Here is a 19,697-nt window from a genome sequence, read left to right on the forward strand (position 1 = left end):
CGGAAAAGCTGCGGATAAAGAGAAAGAACCTCCCGTACATTCCAATACAAAAAACGGCGAGAGCCACCCCGTAGAGTAGACTCCCACCGCATTTCTAACTTACCCGATTCGAACCTCATCAATTTCCAGCTCGTAGCCTTCCGGCTGCTCATACGCCAGCTCAACTCGAGAAGGCGCAACGACGCGAAGCTTCATGACGTTCGCCGCCGTATCCAGCGACCAAGAGACGTCGATACGGCCGCTGCCTGGCAGAGGAACGCTGCCGCGCGCCCATGTTAGGCCGACCGGCTTCGGCGCAATGGACACCTTCGTCCAGCCCGGGCTTGCGCCGCGTACGCCGAGCACCTCGGCGCCGAGGAAGAACGCCGGTCCTGCGGACCAGGCGTGGCAATGGCTGCGCGTCAGCATCTTCGGATTATGCGTAATGCCGCTCGTCGGATACACTTCCCATACGCTTGTCGCGCCATTGTCGACCATTGCACCATATTGGTGCAGAATATCTGCCGTCATCGTGTCCTGATGCCCAAGCTTCGCGAGCGCTTCGTAATAGAAGAAGGACATGAATGGGCTGCCGATTTGGACAAAATGAGCCGGCGGCTCAACAACATAACGATCCAGCACCTCAGCGCGTTCACCTTCCGCAATGTCGCATAGCATAGCGATTACTTGCGTTTGCATGCTCACCGTTGTGGATGGACGGCCATCAATGTGGATGCAATCCAGATAAGCAGCGCGGTCTGCATCCCACAGCTGCGCATTGATCGCACTGCGAAGCAGTGACGCTTGTTCCATAAACACAATACCGCCAGCCTCATCGCCTGCAGCCGATGCAAGAGCAGCGGCATCGCGGAGCGACTTGACGAGGAACATATTTTGCGGTGAGACGACGCCATCGCCCGGCTGCTCGAAGTTCGCCCAGTCGAGCAGGTTCCAGCCCCGCTTGCAGAACAATCCGCGCTCGTCGATGTGCTTCAAGTAATGCTCCAGCGTAAACCGGACATGCGGCCACATATCCCGCGCGAACTGTTCATTGCCGGTATATTGATAATGCTCCAGGCAAGCGGTGATCCAGAAGAACGTCCAGTTCGGTATGACGCTGCTCCAGCCGCTCGGCACCTGATCGCCATAGAGCGGCGATTGGAATGTAGAGCCGGGTACAAGCCGCAAGCAGCGTTCAACGATATCCGCATCGCCAAAAGCGTAATAGTTGATCAGTGAAGCATTGCGCGCATCGCCGACCCAGTACGTCTGCTCGAAAGCAGGGCAGTCCACGAACGTATCTTCCATACAGAGCCGCGTCGAATCACGGCTAATTCGCCAAATCTCATTCAGCATTGCATTGCTGGATTGGAACACACCAACATTTGCGACAGGGAAATTGCTTTGCAGCAGCTTCACTTCTACCAGCTTCACGGGACGCGAAGCACCGCGCACCGTAATCGCCAAATACCGCAGACCGCGGCGCACGATCGACACGTACGATTGTCTGCCTTCACGGCATGTGTAGCGGAATGTGTTGTCCAGCTCGTACGTATGCTGGCGCCAGCCATCGCGCATGAATTCGAAGCCATAACCGTCGATGACCGTACCTTCAGCCGCATCGACCTCGAAGGCAATATAACCGGACAGCTCCCGGCCAAAATCAATGACGAGCTCAGTGTCCAGCTCCGCATGTACAGGCACGACGCCGGTATTGCCGCTAGCGAGCACGACTTGCTGCAATTGAACGGGCACAGGCTGCGGCTGCTCTACGACATGCCATACGGACTCGCCGTACACATCGGTACGTGTGAACAGCTCCTCCGGTACTTCGCGCACCCATTCCGAGAAATCGCTTAGCAGCTGCTCCGCTGATCCGACCCCCAGCATGCGGTCATACTCGGGTTGCTCCTTGCGTATAGAAGATTCCTCTTGATGGTCGATGTGCTCGGCCCAGTCGAACGCTCCGATCGCGGCGAACGGAACGGAGCTCGAAGCACCTGCTACACCGCTCTTGTCTCCCGCAAGCGGAGAGCGCACCTCGAACGGCACATCCGCGTGGAGTCCGAGGTGATAGCCATGACCGTGCGAGCCACGGCTTAGATCGAACAGTAGAAAATGCTCGCCTGCAGGAAGCTCCGCCGATACGAACTGCTGAGGATTTTCGCCATAATAGTCTGCACGATCAAGCCATTTGCCGTTGATGCCGACCCGAAGTGGAATTCGCCCATTGTCGACGCTGCCGATCGTGAACGTTGCCGCCTCGGACAGTGTCACTACCGTCGCCATAAAACCAATAAATGAAGTCGGATTCGCATGATTGACGCTATCTGGAATGAGCAGCGTGCGAACATCGAACACTCCATTCCAAGCGGCTGGCTTCACGAAGTTCAGCTCTTCCACGCGGGCAGGGTAGACAGGCTCCTCTGTCAGATACGGAATGGAACGAGGCACAAGGCTCGTCCACGGCGCCATGCCGGCATTGCCGATGACGACAGCCGATTCCCATGCAGAATCGTCGAACGCCGCTTCCGTCCATGTATCGTTTACGTTTCTGGCATCATATCGCTCGGCAAAAGCAAGCTGGCACGAAATACGCGACGAACGCGCATCGTAACCGTCATGTACCGTAGTCGTCCAACTCGAGTCCGTTGCAGCGATGATGCGCTCGGTACCGTCCTCCACAGCCTTCGAAGCTACTTGCAGCAGCAAGCCGCCTCTGCCGCGCAAATATTGGAACGTCGCGACGCCATAATGCAAGACAAGCACGGCAATCGTATTGCTGCCTGCTTTCAATAGATGCCCGATCTCATATTCATCATAGGCAAGCTCGAACGGCCAAGACCGAACTGGTCCGCGTCCAACCTGCACTCCATTCACATAAAGCACATAGCGAGAGTCTGCCGTCAGCTTCACAGTTGTATTGCTGCTGCCCTCCGCCTCGTATAGAAAGCTATTGCGGAAACAACGCCACGCATTGCGCGGGCTTTCTTCGCCAGAACCCCAAATCCATGATGCATGCCACATTGATAAGCGGCCTCCTTCAATTGTAGATATATCGTTACCTCCCTCATTGTAATAGAGAATGTCCGCGCTTACAGGGTTTGATTCGGACATTTATAGGGGTCATTTCAGACATGCAAGCATCCAACCTTGCGCCAAAATTTCAGTCAAGTGAAGCATAAGAGCCCGAATCGACTGTATCCCTGCAAAAAGACCGATTTTGCCGCTGAATTGGGACGTAGGCCAAGCAGATCCATTATTTTCGAACGAGAAGGGGAAATAAAGCGCTTACCACAATCAGTCGCTATGATACAATGTCAGCAATTGGATGAGCAGATAGCTGCAATCTTGCTTGAGGAGGACCTATCGCACATGAAGGCAAGTCTCGGAATTCGATGGAACAACCCGTTTAGAAGCGCTCCTGTACCGAAGGAACGCCAGCTCGGCAGAGAGGCGATCATTGCGCTTATCATTCATGGGTGCTTTCAATTCGGCGCTTCGATGTCCAGCCTGTTTCTGAATTTGTATCTATGGCGCCTCACGCAGGATTTGTCGGTTAACGGATTCTACAACATGATCGTTTTCTTATTCACGCCTGTAGCCTTTGCGCTCGGCGGATGGATTACGAAACGGAAGGACCGGATGGTCACCTATCGACTAGGCATCCTGACAATTGCGGTATTTTACCTGCTCGTCATTATTGCACAGGAGAAGGTAGCGGAATGGTACATGCTATTCGCGATCTTCCACGGAATGGCCAGCGGGTTTTATTGGACCGGTTATCTCGTGCTGCAATATGATGTGTCCACGGAGACGAACCGGATACGTTTTCTCGCCATTAATATGATAGTCTTCAACTCTGCGGGGCTTGTAGGGCCGGCTCTGGCGGGGTTTGTAATCCGTATGAATGAGGGACTTCAAGGCTACATCATCACGTTCCTTCTTGCATTCGTCATGTTCGTGCTCGCCTCCATCATAAGTTTTCGAATACCGACTGTTCCGATGCATCATCGCGCATACCATCTGAATTTAATGGGCATCGTCATGCGCAAGAACGCAGTGTGGCTCAAGGGGCTGGCCTCTTTCTTCGTGCTCGGCTTATTTCAAGGCATTATGCTGTTTTTGCCGAATATATTACTCTATCAAACGGTTGGACGAGAGGATTGGGTTGGCTACTTCGGCGTATTCTTCGCCGCGCTGACCGTTGGAACAGGCTACGCCATCTCGCGAAAAGCGAAGAAGGAGCAGGTACGGAAGTATGTGCTGTTCTCGACGACCGGTATTCTGTGCGGGGCGGTGTTCCTGCTCTACGACGTGACGACATGGACGGTGGTCATGTTTATGATTATGTTCTCGATTTGTAACCCGCTAGCGGTCAACACATTGACCTCTTACTATTACAGACTGATCGAAACACTTCCGTTAAAAGGACAGCTGAAGGTAGAGTCGGTCGTCATGCGCGAGGTGTTTCTGAATGCGGGACGGATACTGTCGATCACGCTGCTGCTGTGCTTCTCCAAGAATCTCGACTCCATCTGGCTGCCGGTAGTGCTGACAGGCTCAGCTGCAATGCAATATGTTTTGTTCTGGCTAATACGAGACTAAGATTGGAGGAGATGGATGGATGAGTACGAAGACAGATTGGATTCAAGCCGGCAACGTCGCAGAATTGCGGGAAAAGGGTGCTACCGTCGTTCGAGGCGGCATTGCGGTGTTCTCCCATGAGAATCAAATCTTCGCCGTCGATAACCGCTGTCCGCATCTCGGTTTTCCGCTTCATATGGGCAGCCTGTGCGATGGAATCTTAACCTGCCACTGGCATCACGCGCGGTTCGACGTATGCAGCGGCGGGACGCTTGATCCTTGGGCGGACGATGTGCCGTCTTATGAGGTGAAGATTGAAGACGAGCAAGTCTATGTGAATCCGAGACCGAGATCGGCGAATCATATTGAGAAGTACAAAGAGCGGTTAATGGAAGGGCTGCAGCAAAATATTAGCATCGTCATCGCAAAAGCCGTCGTCGGCCTCGTTGAAGCGAATGTGCCGGATGCAGAAATCGCGCGGATTGGCATCCAGTTCGGCACCGAGAACGGCAATGGGTGGAACTCGGGTCTCACCATACTGACGGCGATGGTCCGGATTATTCCGAAGCTCGATAAGCAAGGACGAATATTGGCGCTCTATCAGGGGCTTGTTCACGTTGCGCGGAACAGTTCTGGCCGAAGCAGCCGCCATCTGCTAGGGGCGCTTCCATCAGCGGACGTATCCTTCGATAGACTGGCTGGTTGGTACCGCAATTGCATCGAAGTGCGGGATACGCAAGGGGCGGAGAAGCTGGTTATAACCGCGATTGAAAAAGGGATGAGTGTGGAGCGGATCGCGGATATGATGCTTATAGCTGCAACGGACCATTTCTATCTCGACGGCGGGCATGTGTTTGATTTCCATAACAAAGCGTTCGAAGCATTGGAGCTTGCTGGGGACGGACAAGAGAAGCGAATATTGACATCCCTTCTGCATATGATGGGCAACCCGACTCGAAGCGAGGAGCAGCACCATTGGCAGGCGCCGATTAACCTGGTCGAGCCGATTCAAGAGGCGGTGCGGCAGCTGGCGGAGCGAGGTGCTGGTGCAGGCGCAGGTGAGAACAAAGGCGAAAACGTGAATGTGAATCAGGATGAGGGTTTCATCCTGGAACAGCTGCTAAGCGAGCAGCCGCTCCAAACGATTGAGCTTGTGAAGAACCTGCTGCTCTCCGGTATGCCGCCGGCGCAGCTGGCCCAGCTCGTGACGCTTGCCGCAGCGGAGCGGGTTGTGCGTTTCCATACGCAGAACGACTTCCGCGATTGGGTCGCGGTGCTGCATACGTTCACGTACGCGCATGCCGTACATGAGCGGCTGCTGCGCTCGGAAGAACCGCTGGTGCAGCGGGCAATCTTCCACGGGGCGATCAGCGTCTATCTCGATCGCTTCTTGAATATTCCGGCGGCGAAGCGTCCGAAGGTGGCGGCTGACAGCGGTGAAACAGCGGCTGTACCGAGTACAGAGGAGCTGCTGCAGCTGCTCGATCAGCGTCAGCAGGTCGATCGCGCGGCGCAATGGACGGCGGATTATTTAGCGCGTGGCGGGGAAGCGGCGGCGCTGCTGAACACGCTAGGCGCTGCGCTTCTTCGAGAGGATGCGGAGTTCCATACGTTTCAAATGTACGAGGCGGCTATAGCGGAATATGAGCGCTGGTCAGTAAGGCAGGATGCTTTTGCGCTTCGCGCGCAGGAGACGATGCTGCTCGCATGTACGCGCTACTTGGCGGCACATGCGCCGACTGCCCGCGAGCTCCCGCATACGGCGCAGATTGCGTGGAGACTGCACCGAGGCGAGCGATTGTTCGAGGAGTAAAAAAGAAGAAGGCGGCTTTTCACTTTTTATAAAGTGGAAGGCCGCCTTTTGCAATCATTCAGCATGAACTTGTTCACCTCGCTCGCATTCTGAACGATCGGGTTTTGTGTCGGTTTTGGCTAGCAGCCATTTGCTTAGATAGCTGGGCAGTTTGAATCTGGCTGCTGGTTGCGAAGCATTAGCTGCTGGCACTGCTTTTTGTACTTGCCGTTTTACTTTTGCCTGGCGGATGTGCTCAACGCTTTGTATATTCCGCTCAAGCTCCTCTTGCCGATACTGCAGCAGTTTTTCCGTTACGTAGGTGCTGTTGTGCTGTAACATGTTCATTTCCCCCTCTGCCATTTATAGCTTTATTATGCGCTCGCTAAAAGGGGATAAAAAGAGTAGAATCTTCATAACAGACTTCCCCTTTTATGGCGATTAGGAGGTAATGCGAGATGCACAGCGGAACGGCAGAACGATATTTGGACTTACATCATCGGTTTGCAGAGGAATCTATTTCAATTGGCACGCCTGTTGAAGTCTCGCTCGAAGAGCTTGCGGAGGTGCTCTATTGCACGACGCGCAACGTGAAGCTTGTGCTGCGCAAGATGGAAGATGAGGGACTTATCCAGTGGCAGCCGGGGCGGGGACGCGGCAATCGGTCAAGGCTTGTTTTTTTGGTAGAGCGGGATGTAATGCTGCTTGATCTGGCGCGGCAAATGGCGCAGCGGGGCGATTATAAGCTCGCTTTCGAGCTCATTCATAAGCATGGGGTTGGCTCACAGGTGAAGGAGCGTTTCACGGAGTGGCTTAATCACCATTTTGGCTATCGTGCGGAAGTAGCCGATGGCAAGAGGCTTGTTGATACGCTGCGGATGCCCGTCCATTATCCTATCGTTACGCTCGATCCGGGCGATGTCTATTTTTCGTTCGATGCGCATATTATCCGGCAAGTATTTGACGGTTTGGTTGAATTGGATCCGGCAACCGGCAGGGTTGTACCAGCGCTCGCGCATGCATGGGAATGTAATAATGATGCGACGGTATGGCAATTTCATCTGCGTAAAGGCGTTCATTTCCATAATGGACATCCGCTGACGGTAGAGGATGTATTGTTTACGCTTGAGCGACTGCGGTTGGATATGGCGCATAGTTGGGTGCTGCGTTCGGTTGTGACAATAGAAGCGGTAGGGCCGCGCACAATCCGAATGGAGCTTGCGAAGCCGAATCGAATTTTTCATCGTTTCATGTGCTCGACGACAGCTTCGATTGTACCGAAAGAAGCGGTGTTAAAGGAGGGAGAGGCGTTCTGGCGCAGCCCGATCGGAACGGGGCCTTTCATGATTACCGAATGGAATGAGGATCGGCTTATGCTTGCGGCCAATCCAAGCTACTACCGTGAGAGAGCGCATTTGGATGGCGTTGAGATTGCTTTTATGCCTCCGGAGCACGGTGTTTCTTCGCGCAAATGCTGGGAGAAGCTGCTCGTGGATCATAACAGTCAAGAGCAGCAACCGGATATGGATTTGGATTCGGTCGAGGTTCTCAGCCAAGGCTGCACGCTTATTACTTGGAACATGGGGCGGCAAGGACCTCAGCAGTCGCCGCTCTTTCGCAAAGCGATCGATCTGCTGATTGACCGGAAGCGGATGATTGAGGAGCTTGGCGAAGAACGGATGTATCCGGCTCACGGATTCCGTCCGGATGAGCATACGCCGTACCGGAGCGTGCGGTATGATCCTGCTGAAGCGGATATGCTGCTGCGCGCATCAGGGTACGATGGAACACCGATAACGTTGTTCGCGGGCAGCAGCTATCGAGAGGATACAGCATGGATTCAGGCTCGCTGTGCTGAGCACGGTATCCCGGTCAACATTCAAATCCAGGATGGCATCGACTATAAAAAGCGTAGAAATGTCAAAGATGCGGATTGCGTGCTGTACAGCATTGTGCTGGATCAGGACGAGGTGTGCGAGGTTGAATCCTATGAGCAGCAAGGCAGCTTCTTGAAAGAGCATCTTCACCCCGAATTCCGTGAATGGTCCAAGCGCCAAATCGACCTCGCGCTCGCCGCTAAGTCGACGGATGAGCGGCGCATCCTTCTCGGGCAGATCGAGGAGCGGCTTCGCGAGGAGACCTATGTATTGTTCCTCATTCACAGGAAGAATAATGCGGCATACCAGCCTGGGCTGAAAGGCATTACGGTGTCGCCGCTCGGCTGGATCGATTTCAAAGACGTTTGGGTGCAAAGTATGGGGCAATCGGCTGTCGGCGGGACGGGGTGAGAGGACATATATGATCTCTCGGCGTCCAAAATGCGCCGAAAGTCGGCTGAGAGAACGTATATGATCTCTCGTCGCACGTTCAGTAACTTGCTTGCCGCAAGAGTTCCGACCTCAGCAGCGTGCTGCAATACTAGCGTAAGTTACTGGACTGAAATCGGAAAAAGCCTCTCTCGGCGCGCGAAAGTGGGGGTTAACCGAAGTGAGAGCGGGAAAAGCCGCTCTCAGTGAGCGAAAAGGTGAGCTAGCGCAGGAGTTACTGGTCTGAAAGCGGAAAAAGCCTCTCTCGAAGCGAGAAAGTATGGGTTAGCTGAGGTGAGAGAGGCAAAAGCCTCTCTCGGCACGGGAAAGTGGGGCTAACCGATTTGAGAGCGGGAAAAGCCGCTCTCATTCTCCTAAATTGCAAGGTGGATCATCCACCGCACCGTCTCAAACCGGCCGAAGCCCCTCCAGCTCAGGCAGCAGCGTCACGCTCTCCTGCTGGTTCGGATCGGTGCGGGCGATAACGGCTGAGCATGGCTCGGTATCGGAGACGTTATAAGTCAAATGCGGGACACCAGCTGGAATGTATAGGAATTGCCCTGCCTCCACCTCGATATACTGCTCGAGCTGCTCCCCGTGCCACATGGCTGCTTTTCCACGGAGTACATAAATTGCTGTCTCGTGTTCTTGATGCAGATGTGCTTTGCTGCGTCCGCCTGGCGGTATGGTCAGCAGATGCATGCAGATTCCCCTCGAGCCTGTGCTCTCTGCCGAGATAGCCTCCATATAATCAAACCCTTGCTTCCCCTGACTCTCACTCGTCGTTCGAATGACTTTGCATCCCGGTCCCGGAACATTGCTCATACAGCACGCCTCCCCGCATAATAACAATACTTCTCCTAGCATATTCCACATTTCTGTGAACTCGACCTTCAACCACCTCACCTGAAAATTCCCTAAAATTCCCCAACGAACACTGGATTTTCACCTTTACAAGAGAATAGAAATAGCAGCCATCCCGTACCTGTGAACGGAGCTGTGGTTGACTTCGATCTCCCAGATCATATCCTCCAGCAGCGAGTGGCGAACAGCGCGCCAGCAAGAAGATTTTCCGGTCTGCCTCATCATTCGAGCAGGTTCTCCGAAAGCAGCAAGCGGACCCGCACAAAGTCGCGATGAATAAGCCAACAGCTGAAGAGGCTGACTTCATGTACACCATACGATCCACTGACGACGTGCAATCCGTCATCCAGCAGATCATTCATTAAGCGTACGACGAGAAGCTTACCCACGAACAAACAACCAAATCCTAGATAGACAACTCTAGCAAAAGCCAGTATGATGAAACGATGAATTGAATATCGGATCCGTAAAGGTGCAGTCTTGCAACAGCAAAGATTGCTTAAAAGGGAAGTTCGGTACTAATCCGACGCGGTCCCGCCACTGTAATTGAGGAGCGACTCTAGTAGAACGCCACTGGTTCGTAAGCTGAACTGGGAAGGTTAGAGAAGCGATGATTCATGAGCCAGGAGACCTGCCTTTGCGTGAGTGTTTACCAATTCTTCGGGAGGTGAGAATTGGAAGCGGAAGCTTGACACATTGCTGTCAGCTTTATTTTGTTTGCGCTGCGTTCGATTAGCGCTTCTTACCCGCCTGCATGTAAAGCCGCCCACTGGGGCGGCTTTTTTGTGTTCTCCGATCGTTTCTGACGTCTCGGGATCCGCGCTATATCAATTCGACTATTATGTTCAGGGAGAGTGAAGGTATGCAGGCATCAATATCCGAGCAGGCAATTCGCAGGAAAGGGAGCAGGAAGCAGCTGCTCGCGCTGCTGCTGGCGCTAGCAATGGTCGCAGCTTGCTTCGTGCAGCCGCTGTCAGCTTTTGCAGAGGATGAACCGTCTCAAACGACTACAACAGATTCACTGCTGCAGGAGGTTGAAGCAGCGATCGAAACAGCGGCTCTGACGATTCAGAGCCGTACAACAATTGACGATTGGCAAGCGGTTGGATTGTCCAAATCCAATAAACCGCTTCCGAGCAGCTACATCCCGGCACTTTACAAGAAGCTGATTGCGGCCAATGGGACGTTCACTCTCGTAACCGATTATGAGCGGACGGTTATTGGACTTACAGCTGCTCATCAGGATGCTGCGAAGTTCGCGGGCTACAATCTGATCGAGGGTATCTATAACAGCTCAAGAATGTTGAATCAGGGGCTGAACGGACCGCTCTACGCGCTCATTGCGCTGGACAGCGGAAGCTACCAAGTGCCAGCGGATGCACTATGGACGCGAGATATGCTCGTCTCAGCAATCATAGCGAAACAGAAGACTGACGGAGGCTTCGCGCTTGGCAATGGCCCCAGCGATCCGGATATAACAGGGATGACGCTCATTGCGCTGGCGCCTTATGCCGAGCAAGAAGCGGTAGCACCGGCTGTTGACGGAGCGGTCAATTGGCTGAATGAGCATCAACAGGCGAATGGCGGCTACTTGTCCTATGGACAGGATGCGAGCGAAAGCGTCTCGCAAGCGATCATCGGACTTACGTCTAACGGTATTGATCCGACTGAGAGCCGGTTTACGAAGAATGGCGTCAATCTGATTCAGAAGCTGCTCTCCTTCCGAAAAACAGACGGCAGCTTCTCGCATACGCCAACAGGCTCGGCGAACGGAATGGCGACAGAACAAGCATTGCAGGCACTCATTGCCTATGATTCTTTTGCAAAAGCCGGGGATCGTCTCTATGACTTCGGCGTTCGGCAGCCGTATGGCTGGCCGTCCGACTGGATTCTTGGCGAGGGAAACTGGTGGGACCGAGAATGGCAGGCGATTGCTGTTATCCGTGCCGGGCATGAAGTACCGTCCACCTACTTGAGCGCAGTTGATAGTTTCTTAGATTTCATGAAGCAATATCCTCAGGATTCACTTGTTACGGACGATGAGCGGATCGTTATGGCATTGTCTGCCTTGCACGTGGATGCAACAGATTACGCGGGTATGAATTTGGTCGAACAGATCTATAACAGCAGCGCCATGGAGGCGCAAGGTCTGAACGGCCCGATATTCGCGCTGCTTGCGCTCGATAGCGGCGAGTACAGCACGCCGTCCGATGCGGCGTGGAATCGGGATAAGCTGCTTGCTGCCATACTCGCTAAGCAACATGCCGACGGCGGCTTCGCTCTGACAGGCGATGTCAGTGACCCGGATATTACAGCGATGGCACTGACGGCGCTTGCTCCATATCGCGGACAGTCGGCTGCCCAGACCGCTGGTCAAAAGGCCGTTAACTGGCTGTCGGCGAACCAGCAGGCGAACGGAGGTTATTTGTCCTCTGGCGTTGATTCAAGCGAAGGGGTCGCGCAAGCCATCATTGCACTTGCTTCGAACGGAATCGACCCGACGAGCGCAGCTTTTACTAAGAATGGCATTACGCTGTTGGACAAGCTGTTTACTTATCTGCAGGCTGATGGTGGTTTCTCGCATGTTATTGATCCGCAAGCGGCTGCAGATTTCATGGCAACTGAGCAAGCATCGCAAGCGCTTAGCGCTTATGAAATGTTCATCCACGGCGAAGGGAAGCTGTATCAGTTCGGCAAGCCGCAGCCCTTCGTTCAAGTTCAGGTTGAAGGGCCGGAAGGATGGATTGCTTCAGGCAGGCTAAGCGGAACGAGTGCTCTTGCTGCTCTAGAGGATCTCATGCAAGTCATTCAATATCCGATCACGGTGACGGACTCTCAGTATGGGAAGTATGTCTCCTCGATCAATGGGATAGATGCTGGCAAATATGGCGGCTACGACGGATGGATGTATGACGTGCTCCGTGATGGGAAGTGGAGCTTCCCTGCTGTCGGCATGGATGATTTTGAACTGCAAAAGTCCGATAAACTCGTCGTCTACTACGGCGGCGATGACACGCAGCTCGTCGATTCCGTGAAGGTCACACCTACTGTGCCAAAAGCGGGCGAAACGTTCCGAGTCACTGTTAAGAAAACCAAGCTCAACTGGAGTGATGGCGGCAGCGAAGCAGTGACTTCAGCAGCGGCTGGAGTTCAAGTGAAGATTGGCAGTGTTCAAGCGGAAACGGACTTGAATGGCGTAGCCGTGTTCAGCAGCGGCATTCATTCCGCAGGTACTTATTCGATGGAAATTACGGGCTACCAAGCGAATAAAGCACCAAGCATCGTTCGTACGGTTCAATCGCTCTCCATTGACGAGCAGCCGGTTGTACAACCGCCGACGGCTAAGTATGTCACCTTGTCGGTAACAGGCGATGATCAGAAAGGGACTATACTCGCGTCTAAACAAGTTGAGCTGCAAACAGGCGATACGGCATATTCGGTGCTCGCGCGCGAGCTGCCGGAAAAGGTGCGTTCAATTGGCTCGGGAGCGACGCTCTATGTGCAAGGAATCGACGGGTTGAGCGAATTCGACCGCGGCTCGGGCAGCGGCTGGATGTACTCGGTTAACGGCACCTTTCCGAATTACAGTGCAGGCTTGTACAAGCTGAAGCAAAGCGACGTTGTGGCTTGGCGTTATACGCTAGACCTCGGTTGTGATTTAGGCCAAAACCCGTGTGACGGTAGTCCGCCGAGCGGAGGAACAGGCGGTACCGGAGGTGCTGGAGGAAACGGCGATAGCGGGGCTGTCAAAGACAATGTCATCGACGTGCCAGGTGGCGAGCAGCAGAGCTATGTCGTCAAATTAACCCATGCACAGCAAGAGACGGATCAGTTCACGCTCAACATTCCGGCGAATCAGCAGAAAGTTGTTCTCGATATCGCAGCGGCGCAAGACGGTCTTCCGCAGGTCACTGCTAACAAGGGCAAGCTTTCACTGGCGATTGAGAAAGGAACGAAGCTGCTCGAAGGCGGCAGCTCGATTGAGCTGTTTACTAGCCTCGATGTGCAGGATGCGAAGCTGAACAGTCAAATTCAGCAGCAGCTCCAAGCAGGCGAGTCGCTTGGTTCAATTGAGCAAGCTTTCATCATGGGGGCTGCAGATCAGTCGCATCGGTTCAGTTCGCCACTGACGCTTACGATAAAAGGTGGAAAAGGGCAGCTCGTCGGCTACATCGAAGGAGATGTGTTCACGCCGATTCATATCTATGATACCAATGAGCAGGGAGCGCAAGCGACGAAAGACGATGAGAAGGTCACGTATGCCTACGTTGTTGGCGATGATTTGATCATCAAGACGAATCATTTTACGTCTTATGTGATGTACTCGACTCGAAACGATGACGGGACAACTGCTCCAGATCTGGTTCTATCCACGCTATTCAAAGACACGGATCAAATCGCAGCATGGGCTTATGAGGCGATTCAAACCTCTGTAACTAAAGGCTTCGTTCAGGGCAGCGGAGATAAGCTTGCGCCGAAGTCTTCCGTCACGAGAGCAGAGTTCACGAAGCTGATGGTGAATGCTCTCGGCTTGAAACCTTCGGAGGCAAAATCGAGCAGCTTCATGGATGTTCCGAAGCAAGCATGGTTCGCGCCCTATGTGAATGCTGCCTATGAGGCGAGCATCATTACCGGGTTTAACGATCAATTTAAGCCAAATGAGACGATTACTCGCGAACAAATGGCGGTTATGATTGCTCGTGCGCTAGGCATCGCGCCTGCTAAGCAGTCAACTGCGCTGAAGGACATCGCTAAGGTGTCGATATGGGCGCAAGCAGATGTGAAGACGATCGCGACGCTGCAACTAATGACGGGAAGCGGGGGCTTCTTTAACCCGAGACAGCCGGTTACGCGAGAAATGTCGTTCGTCGTTGCGATGCGTGCTTTTGATTATAAGAATAAGCACCCGGAAGAGGCAGAAACTGGCAACAAGGTCAAACGTCAGCTTGCTTTAACAGCGGCTTATGTCCAGCAGACGGTAACAGATCCGATTGTTTCGACGCTTGGCGGTGAATGGTCGGTTATTGGGCTTGCTCGTTCAGGCATTCAAGTGCCGCAGGCTTACTATGCGAAGTACTACAGCAATTTGGAGAAGACGCTGCAAGAAAAATCAGGCGTTCTGCACAATGTGAAATATACGGAGTATGATCGTGCCATTCTGGCATTGACGGCAATCGGACGAAGCGTCGATAACGTCGCTGGCTATAACTTGCTCGAGCGGCTTGCCGACTTCGATACGGTTGTGAAGCAGGGCATCAATGGACCTATATTTTCTCTTATCGCTTTGGACAGTAAAGCGTATAGCATTCCCGCAGCAGCAAGCGGGAAGACTCAAACGACGAGAGAGCTGCTCGTCGACTATATTTTGAAGCGCCAACTCGCAGATGGCGGTTGGGCGCTTGGGGAAAACGCCGCAGAAGCGGATGCAGATGTGACCGCGATGGCTCTGCAAAGCTTGGCGCCGTATGTGCAGCCGAATCCGGCTGTGCGGACGGCTGTTGATCAAGCGGTTGCTTGGCTGTCCGGCTACCAGCAGGCAGATGGTGGCTTCATCAGCAATAAAGCGGCGAATTTGGAGAGCAACGCACAGGTGATCGTCGCGCTGACGAGTCTAGCAATCGATCCGGACAAAGATACAAGGTTCATGAAGAATGGGCATTCCGCTCTGGATGCACTGCTCAGCTATGCTGCTCCCAGCGGCGGATTCTATCATGTCAAATCCGGTGGCGTAGGCAATGGCGGCGCAACTCCGGGCGAGGTCGACCCGATGGCGACCGATCAAGCGCTGTACGCGCTCGTTGCATATGACCGATACGCGCATGGTCAATCAAGGTTATACGATATGACGGACGCGAGAATCGCTTCATGAGTATGAGGCAGCGCAAATGGCTCGTAGCGCTCGGCATAATCGCAGTCCTTGCGGCTGCGTTCTATTGGGGAGGAAGCGATCAACCGCTGAAGGGCAGCGAAACGAATTCGGCCGCGTCTGCCGGGGCGCTCTTACAAACACCGGCTGCGGATGCAGGCTCGCCGAAGCTGCAGCCAGCTGTGCAGGCTCCAGCTGCTGATCAATCGGCAGCTGGAGGTGCGCAGAAGCACGATCCGCCGGATAAAGCGGCGGACGCACCGGCGCAGCCATGGGAGCAGAAGCAGCCGACAAAGCCAGCCGCTGTCGCCGATTCGCAGACAAAAGAGGTGGCGAAGGAGGGTTCTTCTTCGACGAGCTCGCCATCGACGGACAAGCTTGAGTCGAGCAAGCCATCGTCAAACAAACCTGCGTCAGACGAGCCCTCGACGTCTTCGCCAGCCGTTGTCTCGAAGCCGCCGGCCAAACCCGTCGATAAGAGCGCGAGTACTGGCCAGAAAGATCCCTATCTCACAGATAAAGTGCCTGCTGGCAAGCCGGCTCCCGTTGAGTGGCAGGACGCCAAGGTGGACAAGAAGCAGCCTCTTACAGTGACATTGTCCGTCAGCTGCAAGACGATACTTGATCAGTTAGACAAGTTCGATTCGGATAAGCTGGAGGTGCTGCCTGAGGACGGCGTTATTTTTGCAGAGCAGAAGGTGTCCTTCTATGAGGGAGAATCGGTATTCGACGTGTTGCTGCGAGAAATGAAGAAACATAAAATCCATATGGAGTTCGAGATGACTCCGCTCTACAACAGCAACTATGTTGAGGGCATCCATAATATTTATGAATTCGATTGCGGCGAGCTCAGCGGCTGGATGTATCGTGTGAACGGATGGTTCCCGAATTATGGCGCGAGTCGGTACAAGCTTAAGGATGGCGATGTCATCGAGTGGCTGTACACCTGTGACCTCGGTAGAGACATAGGCGGCGAACAGACCACGGCAGGAGGGGACCGATGAGTAGAGATGCTTTTGCCTCATGCCATCCGGTTGTAAATGCGGCGTATTTTACTGCTGTGCTTGGCTTCAGCATGATCTTCCTGCATCCCTTGCTCCAGCTGTTCGCGCTTGCCGCTGCTGTGACATACTCGCTATTGTTAAGAGGCGCGAGAGCTGCGAAGTTCAATCTGCTTTATATGCTGCCGCTGCTAATGATAATGGCTGCTGCCAATCCTGTCTTTAATCACGCTGGCGTTACGATACTGTTCTACTTGAAGAACGGTAATCCGATTACGCTCGAATCGGTGTTATACGGCATCGCGTCCGCATTCATGTACATCACGGTTATTATCTGGTTCTCTTGCTTTAATGCGGTTATGACCTCGGACAAGCTTATGTTTCTGCTCGGGAGAGCAGCTCCGGCGCTGTCGCTCGTGCTAGCTATGACGCTTCGCTTCGTGCCGCGGTACCTGCACCAGATTAAAGTTATTTCGCAGGCGCAGCGCAGCATCGGCAGAGACGTGACGCAGGGCAATATGATCCAGCGCGCGCGCAGCGGGCTTCGGATCTTATCCATCATCACGTCGTGGGCGATGGAGTCTGCGATCGATACATGCGATTCGATGAAGTCGCGCGGCTACGGGCTGCCGAACCGAACCAGCTTCACACTCGTGCGGTTTGACCGCAGAGATCGGCTGCTGCTTGCGGTTATGCTGCTGTTAATCGGGCTTGTATTCGCAGGGGCAGCGACGGGAGCAAATTCGGTTCGCTACTTCCCCTCGATACATGCAGGCGCAGTGTCGGCGCTTGGCATTGTGGGTTACATCGCATGCTTCCTGTTGTATATGCTGCCTATTATTCTAGCGATTGTGGAGGATGTCAGATGGAACTCTATCGTATCCAGGATGTAAGCTTCGTTTTCCCGGAGCAGAGCCAAGAAGCGCTGTCGCAGCTCAACCTGTCGGTAAAAAGCGGAGAGTTCATCATTATTGCTGGGAAGTCTGGCTGTGGGAAGAGCACACTGCTTCGCCATCTGAAGACGGCGCTCACACCGCACGGCACAAGAAGCGGTCATATTAGCTATAAAGGCCGGGCAATCGCAGAAGCTGGCGAGCATGAGCAAGCTTCGGAGATCGGCTTCGTGCAGCAAAATCCAGACCATCAAATCGTAACCGACGAAGTGTGGCATGAGCTGGCGTTCGGCTTGGAGAGTCTTGGCTTTGATCAGCAGACGATCCGGCTTCGTGTCGCCGAGATGGCGAGCTTCTTCGGCATCCAGACTTGGTTTCACCGTCCGGTGACAGAGCTGTCAGGCGGGCAGAAGCAGCTGCTTAACCTCGCCTCTGTTATGGCGATGCATCCGTCAGTTCTCATTCTTGATGAGCCAACTTCGCAGCTCGATCCAATTGCGTCAATTGAATTGCTCGACACGATTCGCCGCATCAATCAAGAGCTGGGCGTAACGATCATCATGACGGAGCATCGGTTGGAGGAAGCGCTGCCTGCCGCAGATCGTCTCATAGTTATGGATGCAGGGCGAATAATTGCGGACGACACGCCGCGTGCCGTCGGCAAGCTGCTTCATGCGCTCACGCATCCGATGTTTGCCGCGATGCCTGCTGCAACGCAGATCTATGCAGCTGCGGCTTGTTATTCCAATACAGAAGAGATACCGCCGCTTACTGTAAAAGAAGGACGGCAATGGCTGGATAACTATATCAGCCATGGAGCAGCCGCAGCTGTGAAATCTGACGATGGCGAGGCTAACACGCGATTAGGGAAGCGGTCCGAAGAGTCATTCGCCGTACAATTCAAGGATGTCTGGTTCAAATACGAGAAGAACGGACCGGATATCATCAAGGATTTGTCCTTCTCTGTGAGAAAAGGGCAGTTCTATTGCTTGGTCGGCGGTAACGGTACAGGCAAGTCAACGACGATGTCTATGATCAGCGGCATCCATAAGCCTTATCGGGGCAAAGTGCTGATAGAAGGGCGCTCCATATCCGCGATGAACGCGCGCGAGCTGTTCACGAAACGACTAGGCGTACTCCCCCAGAACCCGCATGCGTTGTTCGTGAAGAAGACGGTCGAGCTAGATCTCTACGAGATGCTGACTGACTCGAAGCTTTCAAAGGAAGAGAAGAAGGAAGCAGTCGACGCAGTAGTCGCGTGGGCGGAGCTTACGGAGCTTCTGTCTAAGCATCCGTATGATTTAAGCGGAGGGGAGCAGCAGCGTGCGGCGCTTGCGAAGGTCATGCTGCTTGAGCCGACGATTCTTATACTGGATGAGCCGACGAAGGGCTTGGATGGATTTTTTAAAGCCAAGCTTGGCATGTTCTTGAAGGAGCTGCAGGCGAGAGGCATTACTATTATAATGGTCTCGCATGATATTGAGTTCTGTGCGCAGTATGGGGAAGTGTGCGCGATGTTCTTCGATGGCGGAGTAATCGCGTCAAGCGAGGCGTTTGCTTTCTTCTCAGGCAACAGCTTCTATACGACGGCGGCGAATCGGATCTCGAGGCAGCACTGGCGGGATGCCATTACGATTGAAAGTGTGGTGCAGCGATGTCTGAGCATCAAGTAATGGAAAGAAGCCAGGAGAGTGAACGTCGTCTTAGCCGGCGGACGTGGATGGCGACATTCCTCATACTAGCTGTGATTCCTGCGACTATGCTCCTTGGCATACTCGTCTTTGATGACCGCAAATATTATTTTATAAGCCTGTTAATCATTCTGTACACGCTAATTCCGTTTGCGATGGTGTTCGAGCGCCGCAAGCCGCAGTCGAGAGAGCTGATCGTTATCGCCGTGCTGGCAGCTATTGCGGTTGCCGGCCGCTCGGCATTCTTCATGCTGCCGCAGTTCAAGCCGGTCGCCGCAATCGTCATCATCGCGGGGGTCACCTTCGGTGCGGAGGCGGGCTTCCTCGTTGGGGCAACAGCAGGGTTCGTCTCGAACTTCATGTTCGGACAAGGACCGTGGACGCCTTGGCAAATGTTCAGCTTCGGCATTATCGGTTTCCTGGCGGGCATCTTGTTCCAGAAAGGCTGGCTGCGACGAAGCAGACTGTCGCTGTGTGTGTTCGGCGGGCTGGTTACGCTCGTTATTTACGGCGGCATTATGAATCTCGCCTCCGTCATGATGTTTATGCCGCAGCTTACGAAGGGAGCGGTGTTTGCTTCGTATGCATCCGGGTTCTGGTTCGACCTTGTACACGCAGCTGCAACGGTATTCTTTCTCTTCGTCCTGTCGCGTCCGATGATCGAGAAGCTGGATCGGGTGAAGCGCAAGTACGGGCTTATCGAGTCGTAGATTCACAC

At 53.8% G+C, this 19,697-nt stretch carries 12 protein-coding genes and 1 riboswitch; of the genes, 8 read left to right on the top strand and 4 right to left on the bottom strand.

Going from position 1 to position 19,697, the window contains the following annotated elements:
- Window positions 1-99: 99 nt before the first annotated feature.
- The gene (locus AC0LWF_RS00110; RefSeq protein WP_474649551.1) at window positions 100-3,006 is read right to left on the bottom strand and encodes a family 78 glycoside hydrolase catalytic domain; all 2,907 of its coding nucleotides are present in this window, start codon (window positions 3,004-3,006) and stop codon (window positions 100-102) included.
- Window positions 3,007-3,354: 348 nt separating this feature from the next.
- On the opposite strand from AC0LWF_RS00110, the gene AC0LWF_RS00115 reads away from it, so the two are divergent.
- Window positions 3,355-4,587, top strand: a complete 1,233-nt coding sequence (locus AC0LWF_RS00115) for an MFS transporter (protein ID WP_474649552.1) — start codon at window positions 3,355-3,357, stop codon at window positions 4,585-4,587.
- A gap of 19 nt (window positions 4,588-4,606) precedes the next feature.
- Window positions 4,607-6,379 carry a Rieske (2Fe-2S) protein gene (locus tag AC0LWF_RS00120; protein WP_474649553.1) on the top strand — a complete coding sequence of 591 codons (1,773 nt, stop codon included), beginning with the start codon at window positions 4,607-4,609 and terminating at the stop codon, window positions 6,377-6,379.
- Window positions 6,380-6,433: 54 nt separating this feature from the next.
- Here the strand turns inward: AC0LWF_RS00120 and AC0LWF_RS00125 are convergent, their stop codons facing one another.
- Window positions 6,434-6,700 (bottom strand): hypothetical protein, encoded by a 267-nt coding sequence (locus AC0LWF_RS00125; RefSeq protein ID WP_474649554.1) that lies wholly within the window; start codon window positions 6,698-6,700, stop codon window positions 6,434-6,436.
- A gap of 116 nt (window positions 6,701-6,816) precedes the next feature.
- Here AC0LWF_RS00125 and AC0LWF_RS00130 point away from each other — a divergent pair, with 116 nt between their 5' ends.
- On the top strand, window positions 6,817-8,646 hold the full coding sequence (locus tag AC0LWF_RS00130; protein ID WP_474649555.1) for an ABC transporter substrate-binding protein: 1,830 nt from the start codon (window positions 6,817-6,819) through the stop codon (window positions 8,644-8,646).
- Window positions 8,647-9,072: 426 nt separating this feature from the next.
- Here AC0LWF_RS00130 and AC0LWF_RS00135 read toward each other — a convergent pair whose 3' ends face one another.
- Both AC0LWF_RS00135 and AC0LWF_RS00140 read right to left on the bottom strand, forming a co-directional pair.
- Window positions 9,073-9,489: a cupin domain-containing protein gene (locus tag AC0LWF_RS00135; protein WP_474649556.1), complete on the bottom strand. Its 417-nt coding sequence runs from the start codon at window positions 9,487-9,489 to the stop codon at window positions 9,073-9,075.
- Window positions 9,490-9,749: 260 nt separating this feature from the next.
- Window positions 9,750-9,923, bottom strand: coding sequence for a hypothetical protein (locus AC0LWF_RS00140; RefSeq protein WP_474649557.1), 174 nt, complete (start codon window positions 9,921-9,923; stop codon window positions 9,750-9,752).
- Window positions 9,924-9,981: 58 nt separating this feature from the next.
- Window positions 9,982-10,181, top strand: a riboswitch (cobalamin riboswitch).
- A 209-nt stretch (window positions 10,182-10,390) separates the two neighbouring features.
- Between AC0LWF_RS00140 and AC0LWF_RS00145 the strand changes: the two genes are divergently transcribed.
- From AC0LWF_RS00145 to AC0LWF_RS00165, 5 genes are read left to right on the top strand one after another with little or no spacing between them, the layout of a single operon-like run.
- Window positions 10,391-15,397 (top strand): S-layer homology domain-containing protein, encoded by a 5,007-nt coding sequence (locus tag AC0LWF_RS00145; protein WP_474649558.1) that lies wholly within the window; start codon window positions 10,391-10,393, stop codon window positions 15,395-15,397.
- Window positions 15,394-16,398 (top strand): DUF4430 domain-containing protein, encoded by a 1,005-nt coding sequence (locus AC0LWF_RS00150; RefSeq protein WP_474649559.1) that lies wholly within the window; start codon window positions 15,394-15,396, stop codon window positions 16,396-16,398. Before AC0LWF_RS00145 ends, AC0LWF_RS00150 begins: the two co-directional genes overlap by 4 nt.
- Complete coding sequence (locus AC0LWF_RS00155; RefSeq protein ID WP_474649560.1) at window positions 16,395-17,288, top strand: energy-coupling factor transporter transmembrane component T; 894 nt, start codon at window positions 16,395-16,397, stop codon at window positions 17,286-17,288. Before AC0LWF_RS00150 ends, AC0LWF_RS00155 begins: the two co-directional genes overlap by 4 nt.
- On the top strand, window positions 17,261-18,961 hold the full coding sequence (locus AC0LWF_RS00160; RefSeq protein WP_474649561.1) for an ABC transporter ATP-binding protein: 1,701 nt from the start codon (window positions 17,261-17,263) through the stop codon (window positions 18,959-18,961). Before AC0LWF_RS00155 ends, AC0LWF_RS00160 begins: the two co-directional genes overlap by 28 nt.
- Window positions 18,943-19,689, top strand: a complete 747-nt coding sequence (locus AC0LWF_RS00165) for an ECF transporter S component (protein ID WP_474649562.1) — start codon at window positions 18,943-18,945, stop codon at window positions 19,687-19,689. Before AC0LWF_RS00160 ends, AC0LWF_RS00165 begins: the two co-directional genes overlap by 19 nt.
- Window positions 19,690-19,697: the final 8 nt, after the last annotated feature.

Source organism: Paenibacillus sp. sgz302114, from assembly GCF_056120345.1.

Bases quoted from the DNA above. Each gene is read 5' to 3' on its own strand.
- AC0LWF_RS00110 (WP_474649551.1), bottom strand. From the start codon at position 3,006: ATGTGGCATGCATCATGGATTTGGGGTTCTGGCGAAGAAAGCCCGCGC.
- AC0LWF_RS00115 (WP_474649552.1), top strand. From the start codon at position 3,355: ATGAAGGCAAGTCTCGGAATTCGATGGAACAACCCGTTTAGAAGCGCT.
- AC0LWF_RS00120 (WP_474649553.1), top strand. From the start codon at position 4,607: ATGAGTACGAAGACAGATTGGATTCAAGCCGGCAACGTCGCAGAATTG.
- AC0LWF_RS00125 (WP_474649554.1), bottom strand. From the start codon at position 6,700: ATGTTACAGCACAACAGCACCTACGTAACGGAAAAACTGCTGCAGTAT.
- AC0LWF_RS00130 (WP_474649555.1), top strand. From the start codon at position 6,817: ATGCACAGCGGAACGGCAGAACGATATTTGGACTTACATCATCGGTTT.
- AC0LWF_RS00135 (WP_474649556.1), bottom strand. From the start codon at position 9,489: ATGAGCAATGTTCCGGGACCGGGATGCAAAGTCATTCGAACGACGAGT.
- AC0LWF_RS00145 (WP_474649558.1), top strand. From the start codon at position 10,391: ATGCAGGCATCAATATCCGAGCAGGCAATTCGCAGGAAAGGGAGCAGG.
- AC0LWF_RS00150 (WP_474649559.1), top strand. From the start codon at position 15,394: ATGAGTATGAGGCAGCGCAAATGGCTCGTAGCGCTCGGCATAATCGCA.
- AC0LWF_RS00155 (WP_474649560.1), top strand. From the start codon at position 16,395: ATGAGTAGAGATGCTTTTGCCTCATGCCATCCGGTTGTAAATGCGGCG.
- AC0LWF_RS00160 (WP_474649561.1), top strand. From the start codon at position 17,261: ATGGAACTCTATCGTATCCAGGATGTAAGCTTCGTTTTCCCGGAGCAG.
- AC0LWF_RS00165 (WP_474649562.1), top strand. From the start codon at position 18,943: ATGTCTGAGCATCAAGTAATGGAAAGAAGCCAGGAGAGTGAACGTCGT.